Source organism: Kitasatospora sp. NBC_00374, assembly GCF_041434935.1.
Lineage (GTDB): Bacteria > Actinomycetota > Actinomycetes > Streptomycetales > Streptomycetaceae > Kitasatospora.
On sequence record NZ_CP107964.1, the window covers coordinates 2242779 to 2258541 of the forward strand.

At 73.2% G+C, this 15763-nt stretch carries 17 protein-coding genes and 2 tRNA genes; 8 read left to right on the top strand and 11 right to left on the bottom strand.

What is annotated here, in order from left to right; genetic code table 11:
- Nucleotides 1-21: 21 nt before the first annotated feature.
- Complete coding sequence (locus OG871_RS10020) at nt 22-645, bottom strand: LysE family translocator (protein ID WP_371503263.1); 624 nt, start codon at nt 643-645, stop codon at nt 22-24.
- Nucleotides 646-766: 121 nt separating this feature from the next.
- Here OG871_RS10020 and OG871_RS10025 point away from each other — a divergent pair.
- From OG871_RS10025 to OG871_RS10035, 3 genes are all read left to right on the top strand, one after another.
- A tRNA-Ala gene (locus OG871_RS10025) sits at nt 767-842 on the top strand.
- Between the two features lie 107 nt (nt 843-949).
- Nucleotides 950-2323, top strand: coding sequence for an SDR family NAD(P)-dependent oxidoreductase (locus OG871_RS10030; RefSeq protein ID WP_371496057.1), 1374 nt, complete (start codon nt 950-952; stop codon nt 2321-2323).
- Between the two features lie 23 nt (nt 2324-2346).
- Nucleotides 2347-2418: transfer RNA gene (locus tag OG871_RS10035), tRNA-Trp, on the top strand.
- A gap of 19 nt (nt 2419-2437) precedes the next feature.
- On the opposite strand, the gene OG871_RS10040 is transcribed toward OG871_RS10035, so the two are convergent.
- Entirely contained in the window at nt 2438-3139 is a 702-nt protein-coding gene (locus tag OG871_RS10040) for a hypothetical protein (protein ID WP_371496059.1), read from the bottom strand.
- Between the two features lie 467 nt (nt 3140-3606).
- On the opposite strand from OG871_RS10040, the gene OG871_RS10045 reads away from it, so the two are divergent.
- A complete protein-coding gene (locus OG871_RS10045) occupies nt 3607-4176 on the top strand; it encodes an NUDIX hydrolase (protein ID WP_371496060.1) in 570 nt (189 codons plus the stop codon).
- A 326-nt stretch (nt 4177-4502) separates the two neighbouring features.
- Here OG871_RS10045 and OG871_RS10050 read toward each other — a convergent pair whose 3' ends face one another.
- The 3 genes from OG871_RS10050 to OG871_RS10060 form a co-directional block, all read right to left on the bottom strand.
- Entirely contained in the window at nt 4503-5012 is a 510-nt protein-coding gene (locus OG871_RS10050; RefSeq protein ID WP_371496062.1) for a hypothetical protein, read from the bottom strand.
- The gene (locus OG871_RS10055) at nt 5009-5590 is read right to left on the bottom strand and encodes a thioredoxin family protein (RefSeq protein WP_371496063.1); all 582 of its coding nucleotides are present in this window, start codon (nt 5588-5590) and stop codon (nt 5009-5011) included. Before OG871_RS10055 ends, OG871_RS10050 begins: the two co-directional genes overlap by 4 nt.
- 270 nt (nt 5591-5860) lie before the next feature.
- Complete coding sequence (locus OG871_RS10060) at nt 5861-8203, bottom strand: Tex family protein (RefSeq protein ID WP_371503264.1); 2343 nt, start codon at nt 8201-8203, stop codon at nt 5861-5863.
- A 317-nt stretch (nt 8204-8520) separates the two neighbouring features.
- Here OG871_RS10060 and OG871_RS10065 point away from each other — a divergent pair, with 317 nt between their 5' ends.
- From OG871_RS10065 to OG871_RS10075, 3 genes are all read left to right on the top strand, one after another.
- Nucleotides 8521-9384 carry a hypothetical protein gene (locus OG871_RS10065; protein ID WP_371496065.1) on the top strand — a complete coding sequence of 288 codons (864 nt, stop codon included), beginning with the start codon at nt 8521-8523 and terminating at the stop codon, nt 9382-9384.
- 89 nt (nt 9385-9473) lie between these two features.
- The gene (locus OG871_RS10070) at nt 9474-9971 is read left to right on the top strand and encodes a sigma-70 family RNA polymerase sigma factor (RefSeq protein ID WP_371496067.1); all 498 of its coding nucleotides are present in this window, start codon (nt 9474-9476) and stop codon (nt 9969-9971) included.
- A 112-nt stretch (nt 9972-10083) separates the two neighbouring features.
- The gene (locus OG871_RS10075; RefSeq protein ID WP_371496069.1) at nt 10084-10806 is read left to right on the top strand and encodes a maleylpyruvate isomerase family mycothiol-dependent enzyme; all 723 of its coding nucleotides are present in this window, start codon (nt 10084-10086) and stop codon (nt 10804-10806) included.
- A 25-nt stretch (nt 10807-10831) separates the two neighbouring features.
- On the opposite strand, the gene OG871_RS10080 is transcribed toward OG871_RS10075, so the two are convergent.
- Nucleotides 10832-11278 (bottom strand): MarR family winged helix-turn-helix transcriptional regulator, encoded by a 447-nt coding sequence (locus OG871_RS10080; protein ID WP_371496071.1) that lies wholly within the window; start codon nt 11276-11278, stop codon nt 10832-10834.
- A 102-nt stretch (nt 11279-11380) separates the two neighbouring features.
- Here OG871_RS10080 and OG871_RS10085 point away from each other — a divergent pair, with 102 nt between their 5' ends.
- Nucleotides 11381-11752 (top strand): cupin domain-containing protein, encoded by a 372-nt coding sequence (locus tag OG871_RS10085; protein WP_371496073.1) that lies wholly within the window; start codon nt 11381-11383, stop codon nt 11750-11752.
- A 56-nt stretch (nt 11753-11808) separates the two neighbouring features.
- On the opposite strand, the gene OG871_RS10090 is transcribed toward OG871_RS10085, so the two are convergent.
- The 5 genes from OG871_RS10090 to OG871_RS10110 all read right to left on the bottom strand — a co-directional run bounded on the left by OG871_RS10090 (nt 11809) and on the right by OG871_RS10110 (nt 15575).
- Nucleotides 11809-12642, bottom strand: coding sequence for a hypothetical protein (locus OG871_RS10090; RefSeq protein ID WP_371496075.1), 834 nt, complete (start codon nt 12640-12642; stop codon nt 11809-11811).
- Entirely contained in the window at nt 12626-13522 is an 897-nt protein-coding gene (locus tag OG871_RS10095) for an aldo/keto reductase (protein WP_371496076.1), read from the bottom strand. The genes OG871_RS10090 and OG871_RS10095 overlap by 17 nt, the downstream gene beginning before the upstream one ends.
- On the bottom strand, nt 13519-14706 hold the full coding sequence (locus OG871_RS10100; RefSeq protein WP_371496078.1) for a cupin domain-containing protein: 1188 nt from the start codon (nt 14704-14706) through the stop codon (nt 13519-13521). The genes OG871_RS10095 and OG871_RS10100 overlap by 4 nt, the downstream gene beginning before the upstream one ends.
- 11 nt (nt 14707-14717) lie before the next feature.
- On the bottom strand, nt 14718-14858 hold the full coding sequence (locus tag OG871_RS10105; protein ID WP_371496080.1) for a hypothetical protein: 141 nt from the start codon (nt 14856-14858) through the stop codon (nt 14718-14720).
- A 252-nt stretch (nt 14859-15110) separates the two neighbouring features.
- Complete coding sequence (locus tag OG871_RS10110) at nt 15111-15575, bottom strand: ATP-binding protein (protein WP_371496082.1); 465 nt, start codon at nt 15573-15575, stop codon at nt 15111-15113.
- Between the last annotated feature and the right edge of the window lie 188 nt (nt 15576-15763).

The window sequence follows — 15763 nt, forward strand, 5'->3', positions numbered from 1 at the left end:
CCGCCTCGGTCCGGAGCCCCCTCAGTCCGCGGCGATCCGGACCGCGAAGCCGGCCAGCGCCGTGCCCATCGCGTACCGGTGCAGGCGCTGCCAGAGCGGGCGGCGGTCGAAGAAGCCCGACACCGAGGCGGCGGTCACCACGAAGAAGGCGTTGCCGAGCAGGCCGACCACGATCTGGGTCAGCCCCAGCACCAGGCTCTGCAGCGCGACATGGCCGCGCTGCGGGTCGACGAACTGCGGCAGCAACGACACGTAGAGGATCGCGAGCTTGGGATTGAGCAGGCAGGTGAGCAGGCCCATCAGGAACAGCCTGCGCGGCCGGTCGGGCGCCAGCTCCCGGGTCGCGAACACGGACCGGCCGGACGGCCGCACAGCCTTCCAGGCCAGCCAGAGCAGGTAGCCGGCGCCCGCGACCTTGAGCGCGACGTACAGCTCGGGCACCAGCGCGAACACGGCGGAGATCCCGGCGGTGGCCGCCAGCAGGTAGAACAGGAAGCCGGCTCCGACCCCGCAGAGCGAGATCAGCCCGGCCCGGCGGCCCTGGGACACCGAGCGGGACACCAGGTAGATCATGTTCGGTCCGGGGGTGAGCACCATGCCGGTCGCCACCGCCGCCATACCCGCTATCGCCGCCGGATCCAGCACACCCGCCCCGTTCCTGATCATTCGCCCACGCAACGCCCAGACGGTAGCACCCGGCATCGGGAAGGGCCGCGATTATCCGCTTCCCGGCCTCGCGATCAGGGCGTTAGCATCCCTGTCAGCCCCCGGGCGTGGGCGCAGAGGCAGACGCCGCCGCGACGGCATCGCGGAGCACGCCGGTTCGAATCCGGCCCCCGGGAGGCACCATGGGCCTCGTAGCACAGCGGCAGGCGCACCGCCCCGCACGGGCGGGACACGCCGGCTGGACTCCGGCCGGGCCCGCACCAGGACGACGGTCGGAGGGGTTGTGCCGCAGTACCCGGCGCCGGACGAGGCGGAACTCGAGGCGTACGCCGAGACGGTGGGGCGGCTGCGCCGGCTTGCCGCGGACCACCCCGTGCGGCTGCACGCCGAGAAGATCGCCGAGTCCTTCGTCCGGGAGGGCCGCCGCAGCCGCCGTCAGACCGGCCGTGACGCCCGCACCCGGGGCGATGCCGAACTGCTCGCCGCCACCGCGACCGGCGCGATCGACCGGCGCGAGGACGCCCCGCTCGTCCGGCCCGCGCGGGCGGCACCGCTCGGCGAACTCAGCCGGGCCCGTCGCTGCTATGTCTGCAAGTCGACATACCGTCAGGTGGACGGTTTCTACCACATGCTCTGCCCCGGCTGCTCGGCCGACAACACCGCCCGGCGGGGGCTGGCCACCGATCTGCGGGGCCGGCGGGCCCTGGTCACCGGCGGCCGGGTCAAGATCGGCTTCCAGCTCGCCCTGATGATGCTCCGGGACGGCGCCGAACTGATCGTCACCAGCCGTTTCCCGCACGACACCGTGCGCCGGTTCCGGGCCACCCTCGGCAGCGAGCGCTGGCTGGACCGGCTCACCGTGGTCGGCATCGACCTGCGCGACCCGCGGCAGGTGCTCGGCCTGTGCGAACGGCTGCGCGCCGACGGCCGGCCGCTGGACATCCTGGTCAACAACGCCGCCCAGACCCTGCGCCGCCCACCCGAGTCGTACGCCCTGCTGGCGGCCGGCGAGCACGGGGAACTCCCGCGCGGCTGCACGGTCGCGCATGCCCCGGGCTTCCGGCCGATGCCGGCCCTCACCGCCGCCTGGCCGGTCACCGGGCTGGCCCCGACCCTGCCGTCCGGCGAGGTGCTGGCGCTGGCCGACGAGGCCGGGCTGCTGCCCGACACCGCCGCCGACAACTCCTGGTCCGCCACGCTCGGCGGCCTCGACCCGGCCGAGGTGCTGGAGACCCAGCTGGTCAACGCGCTCGCCCCGGCGCTGCTCTGCGACCGTCTGCTGCCGCTGCTGCTGGCCTCGCCGCACGCCGCCCGCTACATCGTCAACGTCACCGCCGTGGAGGGGCGGTTCGCCGTCCGCAACAAGACCGCGGGCCACCCGCACACCAACATGGCCAAGGCCGCGCTGAACATGCTGACCCGCACCAGCGCCACCGAACTGGCCCGTCAGGGCGTGCACATGTGCGCGGTCGACACCGGCTGGGTGACCGACGAGAACCCGGCCCCGAAGAAGTCCCGGATCGCCGGCACCGGCTTCCGCACCCCGCTCGACATCGTCGACGGCGCGGCCCGGGTCTACGACCCGATCGTCCGCGGCGAGGCCGGATCCCCCGTCTCCGGCGTCTTCCTGAAGGACTACCGGGAAGCCGCCTGGTGACCCGGTAGAGTCGCCCTCCGGGCGGGGCCGTAGCGCAGAGGCAGGCGCAGCGGTCTCCAGAACCGCGAACGCCGGTTCGAATCCGGTCGGCCCCGCCTCCGGCTCCGGGCCCGCTCACCGGCGGGAGGCGGCGAAGACCTCCATCCAGTACCGCTGGTGGTCCTCCGAGGCCCCGACCAGGTAGGTGGAGCGGAGCTTGGGCGGAAGCAGTGCCACCAGCCGGGTGACCGCCGCCCGGTGCCTGCGCAGCTGGGAGAGTTCGGCGTTGGCGATGGCCTGGTGGACCAGGTCGGTGTCGTTGGCCCCCTCGGTGGACTGCTCGGCCGCGCTCCGCAGCCGGGCCTCCCAGGCGGGAAGTTCCCGGGCGATCTCCCGCAGACCGGTGGCCCGGCGGCCGGCGAGGCGGTCGAGCTGGGCGGTGAGCGGCACCGGGGCGTACTCCCCGTCGCCGAGGTAGACCGTGCCCATCTCCAGGGGCAGGCCGCGCCCGTGGAGTTTGATGAGGCGTTCCATGGTGCGCTTGCTGATCCAGGCCCGGCCGTCCTCGTCGAGGTCGTTCTTCCACCACTCCAGGACGGTCTCCGCGACGGTGCCGTAGCGGGCGATCAGCCACTCGTTGGCCGGGATGTCGGCCGGGTCGATCCGGAGGGAGACGGTGAACCGGGTGGCCTGGGCGATGTTGTTGCGGGCGACCTGGAGCTTGCGGCCGAGGTGGTAGGGCGGATTCTGGAGGCGACGGCCGCCCGGGCAGGCTGCGCACCCGCTCCGGCGACGGACCGGTGAGGGCGCGCCGCACCCTCCGGTCGGCGGGGCCACCGAACCGCAGGCCCTCCGCCACGTCCCACTTCAGTCCGGCCAGCAGCTCCGCCATCCCGTACAGGATCCGGTTGACCTCGGGGTCGTCGGCCTGGAGCAGCCAGTACCGGACGGACGCCGGGGCCTCCCGGACGGCCTGCCGGAAGCGGCCGTCCGGTGTGCTGGGCGGCCACGGTCCGACCGGGCCGCCCGCGGGTCGATCCCCAGCCGCGCGCAGACCCGCTCCCGGGCCCCCGGTCCCGTCCGGCGCAGCAGGAACCGGACCGCCTCGGCGGTCGCCTCGTCCAGTGCCATGATCCGCCCCACCCCTGTCGCTGCGGCACATGATGCCAGGTCGTCCCGGGTCGGCCGGACGATTATCGGGGCCGGCCGGCCGCGGGCTCACCGGCCCTCGGCGGAATGAGTCGCACACATCCGTGGGCATGAATTCCACCGTGGAACGCGCACGGGAGGATTACGATCAATCGATGACGGACACAACCGACAGAGCAGGGGAACTCGCGGACCTCGCGGCCCGGTTCCCGAACCTGCACGCGCCCCAGCGCTGGGCCTGGGGCGGGATCGACGCCCAGTTCTCGGCGGAGCTGCCGCCCGATCAGTTGATCACCAACATCCACCTGGTGGGCTTCGCCGACGGCGGGGTGGTGCTCTGCCGCGACGTGCGCGGCCACTGGTTCCTGCCCGGCGGTACCCGGGAGGCAGCCGAGAGCATCGAGTGCTGCCTGGTCCGCGAGTTGCGCGAGGAGGCGGGCGCGCGGCTGGTCGGACCGCCGGTGTGGATCGGTGCGCACCGGGCCGTCACGGACACCCCGGAGCCGTACCGCCCGTGGCAGCCGCACCCGGAGAAGGCCTGGCTGTGGGGCTGGGCCGAGGTGGAGGTGGACTCCTCCCCGACCAACCCGGACGACGGCGAGCAGGTCGTCGAGGTCCGGGCGGTGCCGCCGGCCGAGGCGCGGCTGCTGCTGGAGCACGGCCGGGAGGCGTGGTGGGGCGAACTGGTCGACCTGGCCGTGGAGTCCCGCACCCGGGCCGCCTGAACCGCTCCGGGGCCGGTCCGGACGGGGCGCCCCGGGCCGGCAGCGAAGGAACGCCCCGAAGGAGCCGGAGAAGGTCCTGCGGTCCCGGGGCCCGCGCCTGACGCATCGAGAGATCCGGGCCCCCTCCGCTCATCCGGTACGCGGTCATCCCCCGATCTGCCGGACGGCGCGACCCGAGCCCCGGGGCCCCCGGCCGGCCCACACTGCGAGCCTGCCCGCCCGGAAGCCTGCGGCGCCGTCCCGGGCCGGGCGTACCTCCCGCCATGGTCCAACGGCCGGCTCCGGAACGGGCCCAGGGGGGCCGGAGCGCCGCCGGACGAACCGATCTACGGGAGTGCGAAGCCGAGCGCCCGGTCGAAGACCGGGATCAGGCAGCGCCCCTCGCTGCAGGCGCCGTAGCTGACCACCGCCTCGGCCCGGGCCTCGCCGGTCCGGTGCACGGGCAGGGTGAGCGTCACCGGGCCGTCGGGGTAGACCGGCAGTTCGACGTCGAGCCCGGCCGGGCTGACGGTGCGCAGCGGCCGGTCGGCCGTCGGCGCCCCGTCCGCGGCCAGTCCGCCGCGGACGGCGAGCCGGGTCGGGATGCCGAGCCCCGAGACGCCGCCGGCCGGCAGGTCGACGCTGTAGAGGTGGAAACCGGACTCCTGCGGGCGGAAGGTGACGCGCAGTCGCTCCGCTCCGCCGGTGTCCCGGTCCAGCCGGACCGCGACGCTGACACCGTTGCCCTCGAACTCGGCGGCGGGCGGGGCCCCGACGTCGCCCTGCCCCGCGCAGCCGGCCGCGGCGACCAGCAGCAGGGCCACCGCGCCGGCGGCCCGCCGCGGCCGGTGGGTCACTTGGCGGCCCAGCGGTTCAGGAACTGGGCGACGGCGGGCGGCTTCATCGTCCGCGCGTTGGCGAACGCCCCGTCGTCGGTGGCGGTCAGGACCGTTCCGTCCGGATCGAGCACCACCAGGGCGGGGATGCCGCTGGTCTGCAGATCGACGTACTGGCGGGCGAGTTCGAGGTTGTGGTCGAACTTCCCGAGGTCGACGGCGACGACGCGGTACTTCTCCCGCAGCACCGGCTCCACCTCGGGCGAGCGGAACAGCCTCTCCAGCACCTTGCAGTCGGGGCACCAGTCCGCGCCGAAGTCGACGAGCACCCGGCGGTGGTCCCCGGCGGACAGTGCGAGCGCTGCCTTGATGTCGGCCGCCGCGTCACGGCTCGGGTCGTAGCCGGCGGGGAGCGCCGGACCGGTCGGGGTACCGGACGCGGACGGAGCCGCTGCGGGCGCGGACGCGGCGGGCCCGGAGGCGGCCGGGGACGCCGTGGCCGTCCCGCTCGACGCGTCGACGCCACCGGTCGAGGCGCACCCCGCAGTCAGCAGGGCGCCGATGAGCGTCGTGGTGAACAGGGCACGGCTGCGCCGCATGTGGTTCCTCCCCGGGAGCGACTTGATCAACGGAGGATAGCCCAGGTCAGCGGTGGTGCTTCGGGCACCCCCGCGGCGCGGGCCCGCAGCGGCCGGGGTGCTTTTCGCCCGCGCGGGAACGGAGGGCCGCCGGGACCACCGACGCCCCGTACGGCTGCCCCAGAGCCGTCGGGGACCGGGCGAGCGGGCCGGGCAGGCCGTCCGGACACGCCTGCGGGCCGCGGTGGGAGCAACAGGTGCGTTGCCCCCCCCGCGGCCCGGAGGTGTTCGCTACTTCGTCAGACCGGCGCGGCGCAGCGCGTCGGCCATCGCGCTGTTGGCGGCCGGGGGCTGGTTGCCGCCGGAGCGGCGGTCCTGGCGGGGAGGCCGGGGGCCGCGGTCGCCGCCGCGGTCACCCCGGTCGCCGCGGTCGCGTCGGCCGCCGCCCTCGCCGCCGGGGCGGCCGACCTCGTCGTCGAGGCGCAGGGTCAGGCCGATCCGCTTGCGCGGAACGTCGACCGTGGTGACCCGGACCCGCACGATGTCGCCGGGCTTGACCACCTCGCGCGGGTCCTTGACGAAGTTCTTGGACAGCGCGGAGACGTGCACCAGGCCGTCCTGGTGGACGCCGACGTCGACGAAGGCGCCGAAGGCGGCGACGTTGGTGACCACGCCCTCCAGGATCATGCCGACCTCCAGGTCGCCGATCTTGTCGACACCCTCCTTGAAGACGGCGGTCTGGAAGGCCGGACGCGGATCGCGGCCGGGCTTGTCGAGCTCGCCGAGGATGTCCGTGACGGTCGGCACGCCGAAGGTGTCGTCCGCGAAGTCCGACGGGCGCAGCGCCCGCAGCGCGGCGCCGTTGCCGATCAGCGACCGCAGGTCGCCGCCGGTGGCGGTGAGGATCCGGCGGACCACCGGGTAGGCCTCCGGGTGCACGGCCGAGGCGTCCAACGGGTCGTCGCCGTCGGGGATCCGCAGGAAGCCCGCGCACTGTTCGAACGCCTTGGGGCCGAGCCGGGCCACGTCCTTGAGCGCCTTGCGGGTCCGGAACGGGCCGTTGGTGTCGCGGTGCGCCACGATGTTGTCGGCGAGCGTCCCGGTGATGCCGGAGACCCGGGTGAGCAGTGGCGCGGAGGCGGTGTTGACGTCCACGCCGACCGCGTTGACGCAGTCCTCGACCACCGCGTCCAGCGAGCGGGAGAGCTTGAGTTCGCTGAGGTCGTGCTGGTACTGGCCGACGCCGATCGACTTGGGGTCGATCTTGACCAGTTCGGCCAGCGGGTCCTGCAGCCGGCGGGCGATGGAGACCGCGCCGCGGATGGAGACGTCCAGCTCGGGCAGTTCCTGGGAGGCGAAGGCCGAGGCGGAGTAGACCGACGCACCGGCCTCGGAGACCATCACCTTGGTCAGGCCCAGGTCCGGGTGGCGGGTGATCAGGTCGGCGGCGAGCTTGTCGGTCTCGCGGGAGGCGGTGCCGTTGCCGATCGCGACCAGGTCGACCCGGTGCTTCCTGGCGAGGGCGGCCAGGGTGGCGACCGCCGCGTCCCACTTGTTGGCGGGCTGGTGCGGGTAGATCGTGTCGTATGCGACGACCTTGCCGGTGGCGTCCACGATCGCGACCTTGACGCCGGTGCGGAAACCCGGATCCAGGCCCATGGTGGCGCGGGTGCCGGCCGGGGCGGCGAGCAGCAGGTCGCGCAGGTTGGCGGCGAAGACGCGGACGGCCTCGTCCTCGGCCTCCTGGCGCAGCCGGGTGCGCAGGTCGATGCCGAGCCGGACCAGGATGCGGGTGCGCCAGGCCCAGCGGACGGTGTCGGTGAGCCACTTGTCGCCCGGGCGGCCGCGGTCGGCGATGGCGAAGCGGGCGGCGATCCGCTGCTCGTAGTCGTTCTCGCCGGGCAGGTCGCCGTCCTCGCCGTCGGAGGGCGACAGCTCCAGGTCGAGGATCTCCTCCTTCTCGCCGCGCAGCATGGCCAGGATGCGGTGCGAGGGGAGCTTGGTGTAGGGCTCGGCGAACGCGAAGTAGTCGGCGAACTTGGCGCCGTCCTGCTCCTTGCCGTCGCGGACCTTGGCGACCAGGCGGCCGCGGGTCCACATCCGCTCACGCAGCGAGCCGACCAGGTCGGCGTCCTCGCCGAAGCGCTCGACCAGGATGGACCGGGCGCCGTCCAGCGCGGCGGCGGTGTCGGCCACCGACTCGTTCAGGTAGCCGGCGGCGAGCTGCTGCGGGTCCCGGGACGGGTCGGCGAGCAGGGCGTCGGCGAGCGGTTCCAGGCCGGCCTCGCGGGCGATCTGCGCCTTGGTGCGCCGCTTGGGCTTGAACGGGAGGTAGATGTCCTCCAGCCGGGCCTTGGAGTCGGCGGCCAGGATCTGGGCGCGCAGGGTGTCGTCCAGCTTGCCCTGGGCCTCGACGGACTCCAGGACGGCCGTGCGGCGCTCCTCCAGCTCGCGCAGGTAGCGCAGCCGCTCCTCCAGGGTGCGCAGCTGGGCGTCGTCCAGTGCCCCGGTCGCCTCCTTGCGGTAGCGGGCGATGAAGGGCACGGTCGAGCCGCCGTCGAGCAGGTCGACGGCCGCCTTCACCTGCCCCTCGCGGACGCCCAGCTCTTCGGCGATCTTGCGTTCGACTGGCATGGTCACGAAGCCGGTCACCTTCTCCTGAGTTCCCTCGCGGGAGTTCCCTCGCGGGTTTCGCCCTGCGTTCTGTTCGCCCTGCATTCTGGCAGGTGCGCGCCCGGAATCAGGCCCGTCCGGGCCCGGTCGCGGGTGCGTGGCGCGCGGGTTCGGCGGCTGCGGACGGGCCGCCTCCGGGCTCTCGGCGGAAAAAATACGGTCGGACGATGCGACCGGACCGGCCGCCCGTCCCGTATGGAGTGGGCGGGACCCGTACCGAAGCGGGTCGCGCCAGGACCGTGCACGAGAGCCGCGCGGGGACACCGGAGGAAGCAGCTGTGATCGAGGACTTCCGCGACAGCCTGAACGAGGAGCTGTCCGGGCTCGCCGAACCGCCGCTGGGAGACCTGGTGGGTACGGCCGCGCGCCGCGGCCGCAGCAGGGTCCGCCGGAACAGAGTGGTCGGTGCGGCCGCCGGGTCGGTCGTCGCCGTCGCCGCCGTCACCGCCCTGCTGCTCGGCCCGCTGGGAGCGGGGCGGGTGCACACCCCGCCGGTCGCGGCCGGCGGGACGTCCACCGGCCCGACGGTTGCACCGCCGACCGCCCCCGCGACCGCCCCTCCGACCGGAGCGGCAGCCGGACCGGACGCCGACGCGTCCGGCGGCCCGCCGACCGAGGAGCCCGTCGTCCAGCCGGTGAACGTCACCGCCACCGCCGTACTCGCCGCCGTCCTCGACGCGCTGCCGGTCGGGAAGACCGACCACTACGCGGTGAACCCTCCGGTCCTGGGCGCCCAGGTCTATCTGAACACCGGCCGCGGCGCCGGTCTGATCCGGGTCTTCGTCGGCACCTCGCCCGCCGACCTCTCGGCCTGCGGCAGCCCGTCCAAGCCGGGCTCCGCCGAGCGGCGCACCTGCTTCGCCGACCGCCGCGGCCAGTCGACGATCGTGGACACCGACGTCGAGGGCAACTGCCTCTCCAGCACCTCGGTGATCAGCGCGCGTGAGGACGGCACGACCGTCCACGTCGTCCTCGGCACCTGCCTCGCCTGGGACGGCACCGCCAACCCGCCCGGCGTCCCGGCGCTGACCGTCGACCAGGCGGTGGAACTGGCCGGCGACCCGTCGATCGGCGCCCGGATGGACCCGGACTTCGTCCAGGTGGCCGACAAGCGCTTCCCCGCGCTGCCGTCCTTCCGCTGACGCACCGCCACGGCCACCGCCGCCCCGCGCCGCGCGCGGACCGCGGCACCAGATCTCAGGAACCAACACCCGACCGGGGGGACCGAACGGTGCGCGACGACGCCGAGTTCACCGCATTCGCCGAGGCAGCCGCGCTGCGCCTGCGCCAGATCGCCTACCTGATGTGCCGCGACTGGCACCTCGCCCAGGACCTGACGCAGACCACGCTCACCAAGATGTACGTCGCCTGGAACCGGGTCAACCGCGGGGACGGCGACCCGTTCATCTACGCCCGCAAGATCCTGCTCAACGCACTGATCGACCACCGGCGCCGGCGCAGCAGCAGCGAACTGACGGCCGACCAGCTGCCCGAGGCCGCCCGGGCGGCGGACCCGACCGACGTCCGGCTGACGCTGCTCGGCGCGCTCGCCCTGCTGCCCCGCCGCAGCCGTGCGATCGTCCTGCTGCGCTACTGGGAGGACCACAGCGTGGCGGTCACCGCGGAGATCCTCGGCGTCAAGCCCTCGGTGGTGAAGTCCCAGAGCATGCGCGCGCTCGCCACACTCCGGGAACACCTCGGCGAGGACCGGGAGTTGCTCTTCGGCTGAGGGTCCGCCGTGCAGCTTCCCGGAGCGCGTGGCGCCCCGGTCCCACGGCGCCGGAGTCCGGTCCCGGAATTCCCCTCGTCCGTACCCACCCCGGCGGACTACGGTCGGGCGCATGAACCGATCCGACTACGTGTCCGCCCTCCGTTCCGAGGGCGCCCGGCTGGCCTCGGCCGCGGCCGGCTCGCTCGCCCGGCCCGTGCCCAGCTGCCCGGGCTGGAACGTCGCCGACCTGCTCGTCCACACCGGCGAGGTGTACGCGTTCTGGTCCCTGATCGCCTCCGGCGAGCTGACCGACCCGGAGAAGTACGAGGAGCCCGCGCGGCCCGCCGACGACCGGCTGGAGTCCTGGTTCGGCGAACGGCTGGAGCAGCTCGCGGCCGTCCTGGAACAGCTGGAGCCGACCGAGCCGCGCTGGAGCTGGGCACCGCGCCGGGACGCCGGCTTCATCCAGCGCCGGATGGCCCAGGAGACGGCCGTGCACTGCCAGGACGCGCTGCTCGCGGCGGGGCGGACCGAGCCGGTCGACCGGGCCCTGGCGGTGGACGGCATCGACGAGTTCCTCACGCTGTTCGGCGCGCGGACCGTCCCCGCCGGGCTGCCGGCGGCCGGGGTGCACCTGCACGCCACGGACGGGGACGGCGAGTGGACGGTCCGCCCGGCCGACGACGGCGCCTGGCAGGTGGTGGCGGAGCACGGCAAGGGCGCAGCCGCCGTCCGCGGCACCGCCTCCGACCTGCTGCTGTGGCTGTGGAACCGGCGCGGCCAGGAGAGCCTGGAAGTCTTCGGCGACGCCGAGGTGCTGGCGCTGTTCCGCTCCGGGTACGTCCGCGGCTGATCCCCCGCCCGCCGCGGCCGGGCGGCTACCAGACCGGCCGCAGCCGCCCGGACGGCGCCAGCCTCAGCAGGTCGTCGCGCAGCTCGCGCAGGCGCTGCTCGCCGAGCACACCGGCCCACGGCCGGACGGCCTCGGCCGAGGCCTCTTCGGCCGCGCGGGTGCAGGCCCGGCCGCGCTCGGTCAGCACGACGAGCCGGGCCCGGGCGTCGTCCGGATGCGGCCGCCGTTCCACGTACCCCTTGCGGACCAGTTCCTCCACCATCTGGCTGGCCGCCTGCTTGGTCACGCCCAGGTGCTCGGCCAGCTCGCCGACGCTCGCCCCGGCCGGGGCGAGCCGGGCGAAGGCGTAGCCGTGCGCGGGCCGCAGGTCCTCGAAGCCACGGGCCCGGACGCCCTCGTCGATGCTGCGCACGAGGTCGGCCGCGAGGCCCAGGAGCAGCGGCGGAAGGCTGAGGGCGACGGTCTGGTCCATGGCAGAAGTCTGCCAGTCGGGATTCCACCGGGTTGACATATTCGTCAATCCGCTTGACCATATAGTCAAGTTACTTGTCTTTCATGTCGCGAGGAGACCGCCGTGCCGATCATCCGATCCACCGAGCCCACCATCCACGAGACCCACGGGGCCCGCTTCGTCTCGTACGCGTCCACCGCCACCGGGAGCACCGAACTCAGCGCCTGGCGCGTGGAACTGGACGCCGGAACCACCGGGGTGGAGCACACCGTCTCCCGGGAGGAGGTGTTCCTCGTCCTCACCGGCGCACCGGTCCTCGCCCTCGACGGCGCGCAGGCCGTCCTCACCCCCGGCGACACCGCCGTCGCCCCCGCGGGCACCCGGCTGTGCATCCACACCACCGACCACCCCGCCACCCTCTGGGTCACCACCAGCACCGGCCTGACGGCCACCCTGCCCGACGGCTCGGTGATCGCCCCACCGTGGGCCTCCTGACACCCACCGCCCGGGGTGTCGTCGCTCCGGCCTCCGGCCCGACCTGGGCGGCAGGCTCATCCGGCGAGTTCTCCGAGCCGGGTCCGCAGGGCTCCCTCCAGTTCGAGGTTGTCGCCCCGGGTGGTGGACTGCAGCAGCTCGGTGATGACAACCAGCTCGGCGAACCGTCCGCTGCGGCTGTCGAGGAGGTACCCGAGACGCTCGCGGATCCGGGCGGCGGTTTCGGGGACGAGGAGGCTGTAGGCGTACAGGAGGGCGGCGTCGTAGCCGGCGGGTGCGGCGCCCCAGCCTTCCCAGTCGAGGATGGCGAGCCGGGGACGGGTGAGGTTGGCCCAGTGCAGGTCACCGTGGGCGGTGGACCAGGCGGGGGCGGCGGTGTCGACGGCGATGCCCAGGTACTTCGGCATGGCTCTGTCCAGGTATGCCTGGCGGACGGCCACCCGGTCACTGGGCACGGCGGCGATGGCGTCGAGTGCGGTGCTGAGGCCGTCCCACCAGGCGTCGTCCAGGTCCGGCGCCGCCTGCAGGACGGGCTCGTGACTGGTGACGGTGGGGTGGGTGGCCTTGTCGTACAGCTCCGCCAGGTAGCCGTACTCGCCCTCGGTCCAGGTCCGCCGCCCCCGAAGGCGTGGGCGGGGCACCGCAGAAGGCATCGAGCGCTCGGCCTCCTGCGGTCCGGTCCAGAGCCTGCCGCCGGCCCTGTGAGCCGGGGCGGACACCACCCGGAGCCAGCCGTCACCGGACGACGTGGCAACCGGGCGGCCGAGCGTACGTCCGCGCCAGCCCCATGCTTCACGCGAGCCGATCGGCGTCGCGTCGAGCGCCACTGCCGCGAAGATGTGCATCCCGCGCATCCGCCCGGCAATCTCCGGCTCAGGTTCCGAGTACATCCGTGATCCTTTGCAGCGCGTCCGGAGACAATGGGGGCCGAGCGAGGGCGGCGGCGGCCTGCCTCCAGTGTTCCGGGTTTCCCGTCGACAGGAGTACGCGCTTGACCCCGGGGGCTGAGGCGACGACGGCCAGGGCTGCCTGTGCGGGTGTGATGCCAGGGCTGATCAGGTCGGACAGCTCGCGGCTGACCATTCCGGGGAGCTCGCCCCCGTGCAGTGGGGCGGAGGCGAACACCTCCAGTCCTGCTTGCGGGGCCTCGGTCAGCACGCCGTGCCCGTTGAGGGCTTGGGCGACCGGTGCGAGGTGGACGAGGGAAACGGGGAGCTGGACGGCTCGCAGGTGGTGCTGCCGGCCGCCGGCCTTGGTCGCGAGTTCGAGCAGGGCTGGCACGTCGAAGAGACGACTGCTGAAGCCCCGCCAGGTCGCCACCCCGTAGGCCCTGACGGCGCGTTGGTTGCACGCCTCCTCGAGGGCCAGGAAGGCGGTGTAGAGCCGGTCGGCGATCTCGCTCTCGTGGCAGCCGTGTTCCGGGTTGTGCAGGAACACCAGATCGGGTGTGCGGTCGAGCATGCGCTTGCTGCGCGCGACCTGCCAGGAGATGTAGTCCGGAGCGAGGCAGTGTCCGCGCTCGGCATCATCGGCGGACAGTGCCCTGGCACGCACGCCGGTGCGCTTGGCGCTGGGCGGGACGAAACCGACCTTGGTGGAGACCCGTAGGTACTGGTAGGCGGCCAGGACGGGGGCGAGCGACGTCTCAGCCCGGCCGCTCTCGTAGTTGGGTGCTGTGTCCACCCAGTCGGCGCCGTTGGAGGCGGCCATCAATGCGGCCTCGGCCACGTCGAGACAGCGGTAGGTGCCGAGAGCAAGCCGAGCGGTCATTGCCAACCCCCGATCGCGGCGACCTGGCCGTCGACCAGCTCCGTTACGAGGCCGGCCACCTGCGCGAGGGTGATGTCTGCGGCCTGCGCGAGATCGGCGAGCCGGTGGCTTCTCCCGTCGGCGAGGAGCGCGAGGAGTGGCTCGGCCTTGGCCGCGAACGTCCACTGCTCGCCGCCGGCGGTCAACCGGACGGCGCCCTCTGGTCCAGCCGCGAGCGAGGGCCGCGTGGTGACGAGACGCACCCGCAGGTCCGCTTCTGGCGGAGCCGCCGTGATGTGCGGCAGAGACGGAACGAGCCTGGCCCGCTCAGTGGCGTCGCGGGCTGAGGAGAACCGTGTGATCAGGTCCGCGCTCTCCAACTCGGCGGCGACGAGTTTGCCGATGGTGTCGAGGAAGGCCCGCTGCTCCTCGGCGGTGCCGAAGCGCGGGATGTCCGCCCGGACGGCCTCGTGAGCGCGCAGGATCTCCGACAGCCAGGTGACCAGGTCGGCACCCGTGGTGCTCTGCAGTCCGCACGTGACGTGCAGCGAGTGCTGGCCCTCCGAGGCAGCGACGGCGTGCCACCAGCCCCGAGGCAGGTAGAGCACGTCGCCGGCGGTCAGCACCAGGTCGGCGACGGGCTTCTCCTGCGGCGGCGCGGGCATGTCGACATCGCGGTGCATGGGCGCGGTACGGGTCGGTCCATAGATGCGCCAGCGCTTCGCGCCGTCGAGCTGGACGACCACCACGTCGTGATCGTCCCAGTGGACGCCGAATCCCTCGGTACTGGTCCAGGAGGCGTACAGGTTGACCTGCACGCCGGTTCGCAGCCAGCGCTCCAGTTGACCGGCCAGAGCGCCGATTCCGGGGTGGAGTTCGTCGACGGCGTCCAGGACCAGCGTGGCTCCTTCGGCGAGCCGCTTGTGCAGCTCGGCGGGCTGGAGCTGGTTCCAGACTGTGCTTCGCCGGGTGACGATGGGGCGCGAGTACATGTGCGCCGGCACCTGCTCCCCACCGGCGGCGAGTCGGAAGCGAGGGGGTTCGAACCGGTGATGGGTCAGGATGGCGTTGAGGTCATCCCAGTTCATCAGTTCGGTGAGTGACACGGCATCGCCGCGTGCGACCTTGAAGCTGCGGCCGAGCGTCCGGGCGAGGAAGTCATCCCCGCCCAGACGCTCAACCACCGAGAACTGCTCGGCGGTCATTGGGGCAGCCGTCAGTCGTTGGTGTCGGTACGGCCGGTGGAGCCGCCGTCCGAGGGCTGCTCGCCGCGCGAGCGGGCCGCGGCGACCTTGGTGCGGGAGACGAGCAGGCCGTCGCCCTCCAGCTCGGTGCTGGTGCTGAGGTTCTCGGGCATTGCGCCCTCCTTCGGGTACGTGGAGCCTGGCCGGTTGCCGGGCTCCGGTGGTATTTGCGGCACGAGTTGCCCAGTGGGAACGGGCGCCATCACCGCGCCTGCAGGTGCCTGCGCCGCTCGTCTGGAGATCGGCGTGAGCTGTGCTGCAGGGGTCCCCGACACCACGGGCCAGTCTCGTCGGAGCCAGCGGCGTCGATCCCTCCCCGGCCTCGGTCGGGCGGGAGGGACGTTTTGTTCGGTTGGATTGCCCGATCAGATCGTGCGGGCCAGACCGGCGCGGCGATGTTCGGCCGTGAGCGCAGGCTCAGACGGCCCGCCGCTCGGCGCCGGCCGCGGGCTGATGTTCAGCTCGGCCCAGGCCTTCTTGCCGCGCGGGGTGGGGCTGCTGCCATGGCATCGGGCGAGCGCCTCCACCAGGAAGAGACCGCGCCCGCTGGTGTCCTCCCTGTCGGCGACACCAGGTGCCGGGACTTGAGGACTGGCGTCGTACACCTCGATGAGCAGACGGTCGCGGCTGGCGTGAACCGCGATGGTCACGAGATCCCCACCAGCGTGGATCACCGAGTTCGTTACCAACTCGGAGACCACTACCGCGACATCGCCCGCCGTCTCCTCGTCGAGCCGTATCCCCCAAGCACGGAGGGCGGCCAACACCCTGCGGCGTAGGGGAGCGACGATCGAGGGACTGGCGGGAACAACGAACCATGCGGCAGGCATAGCGGTCTCCTCGGCGTGTGGGTGTGGTTCCGTGACGCACAGGAAGCTGAGCCCCGGATCTGAAGCCACCCAGGCGCAGGAAGAGGCATCTGCAGCCGAGTTGTCCCGGCGCTTGGGCGACTGATGATTAGTCAACCGCGAAGCGCTCACCAACGGTACGGTGGTGACCACACAGAGTGGTATACGAG

What these genes read in the sequence shown, in the direction of transcription:
- OG871_RS10045 (WP_371496060.1), top strand. Translation starts at nt 3,607, where the DNA reads ATGACGGACACAACCGACAGAGCAGGGGAACTCGCGGACCTCGCGGCC.
- OG871_RS10055 (WP_371496063.1), bottom strand. Translation starts at nt 5,590, where the DNA reads ATGCGGCGCAGCCGTGCCCTGTTCACCACGACGCTCATCGGCGCCCTG.
- OG871_RS10060 (WP_371503264.1), bottom strand. Translation starts at nt 8,203, where the DNA reads ATGCCAGTCGAACGCAAGATCGCCGAAGAGCTGGGCGTCCGCGAGGGG.
- OG871_RS10075 (WP_371496069.1), top strand. Translation starts at nt 10,084, where the DNA reads ATGAACCGATCCGACTACGTGTCCGCCCTCCGTTCCGAGGGCGCCCGG.
- OG871_RS10080 (WP_371496071.1), bottom strand. Translation starts at nt 11,278, where the DNA reads ATGGACCAGACCGTCGCCCTCAGCCTTCCGCCGCTGCTCCTGGGCCTC.
- OG871_RS10090 (WP_371496075.1), bottom strand. Translation starts at nt 12,642, where the DNA reads ATGTACTCGGAACCTGAGCCGGAGATTGCCGGGCGGATGCGCGGGATG.
- OG871_RS10095 (WP_371496076.1), bottom strand. Translation starts at nt 13,522, where the DNA reads ATGACCGCTCGGCTTGCTCTCGGCACCTACCGCTGTCTCGACGTGGCC.
- OG871_RS10100 (WP_371496078.1), bottom strand. Translation starts at nt 14,706, where the DNA reads ATGACCGCCGAGCAGTTCTCGGTGGTTGAGCGTCTGGGCGGGGATGAC.
- OG871_RS10105 (WP_371496080.1), bottom strand. Translation starts at nt 14,858, where the DNA reads ATGCCCGAGAACCTCAGCACCAGCACCGAGCTGGAGGGCGACGGCCTG.
- OG871_RS10110 (WP_371496082.1), bottom strand. Translation starts at nt 15,575, where the DNA reads ATGCCTGCCGCATGGTTCGTTGTTCCCGCCAGTCCCTCGATCGTCGCT.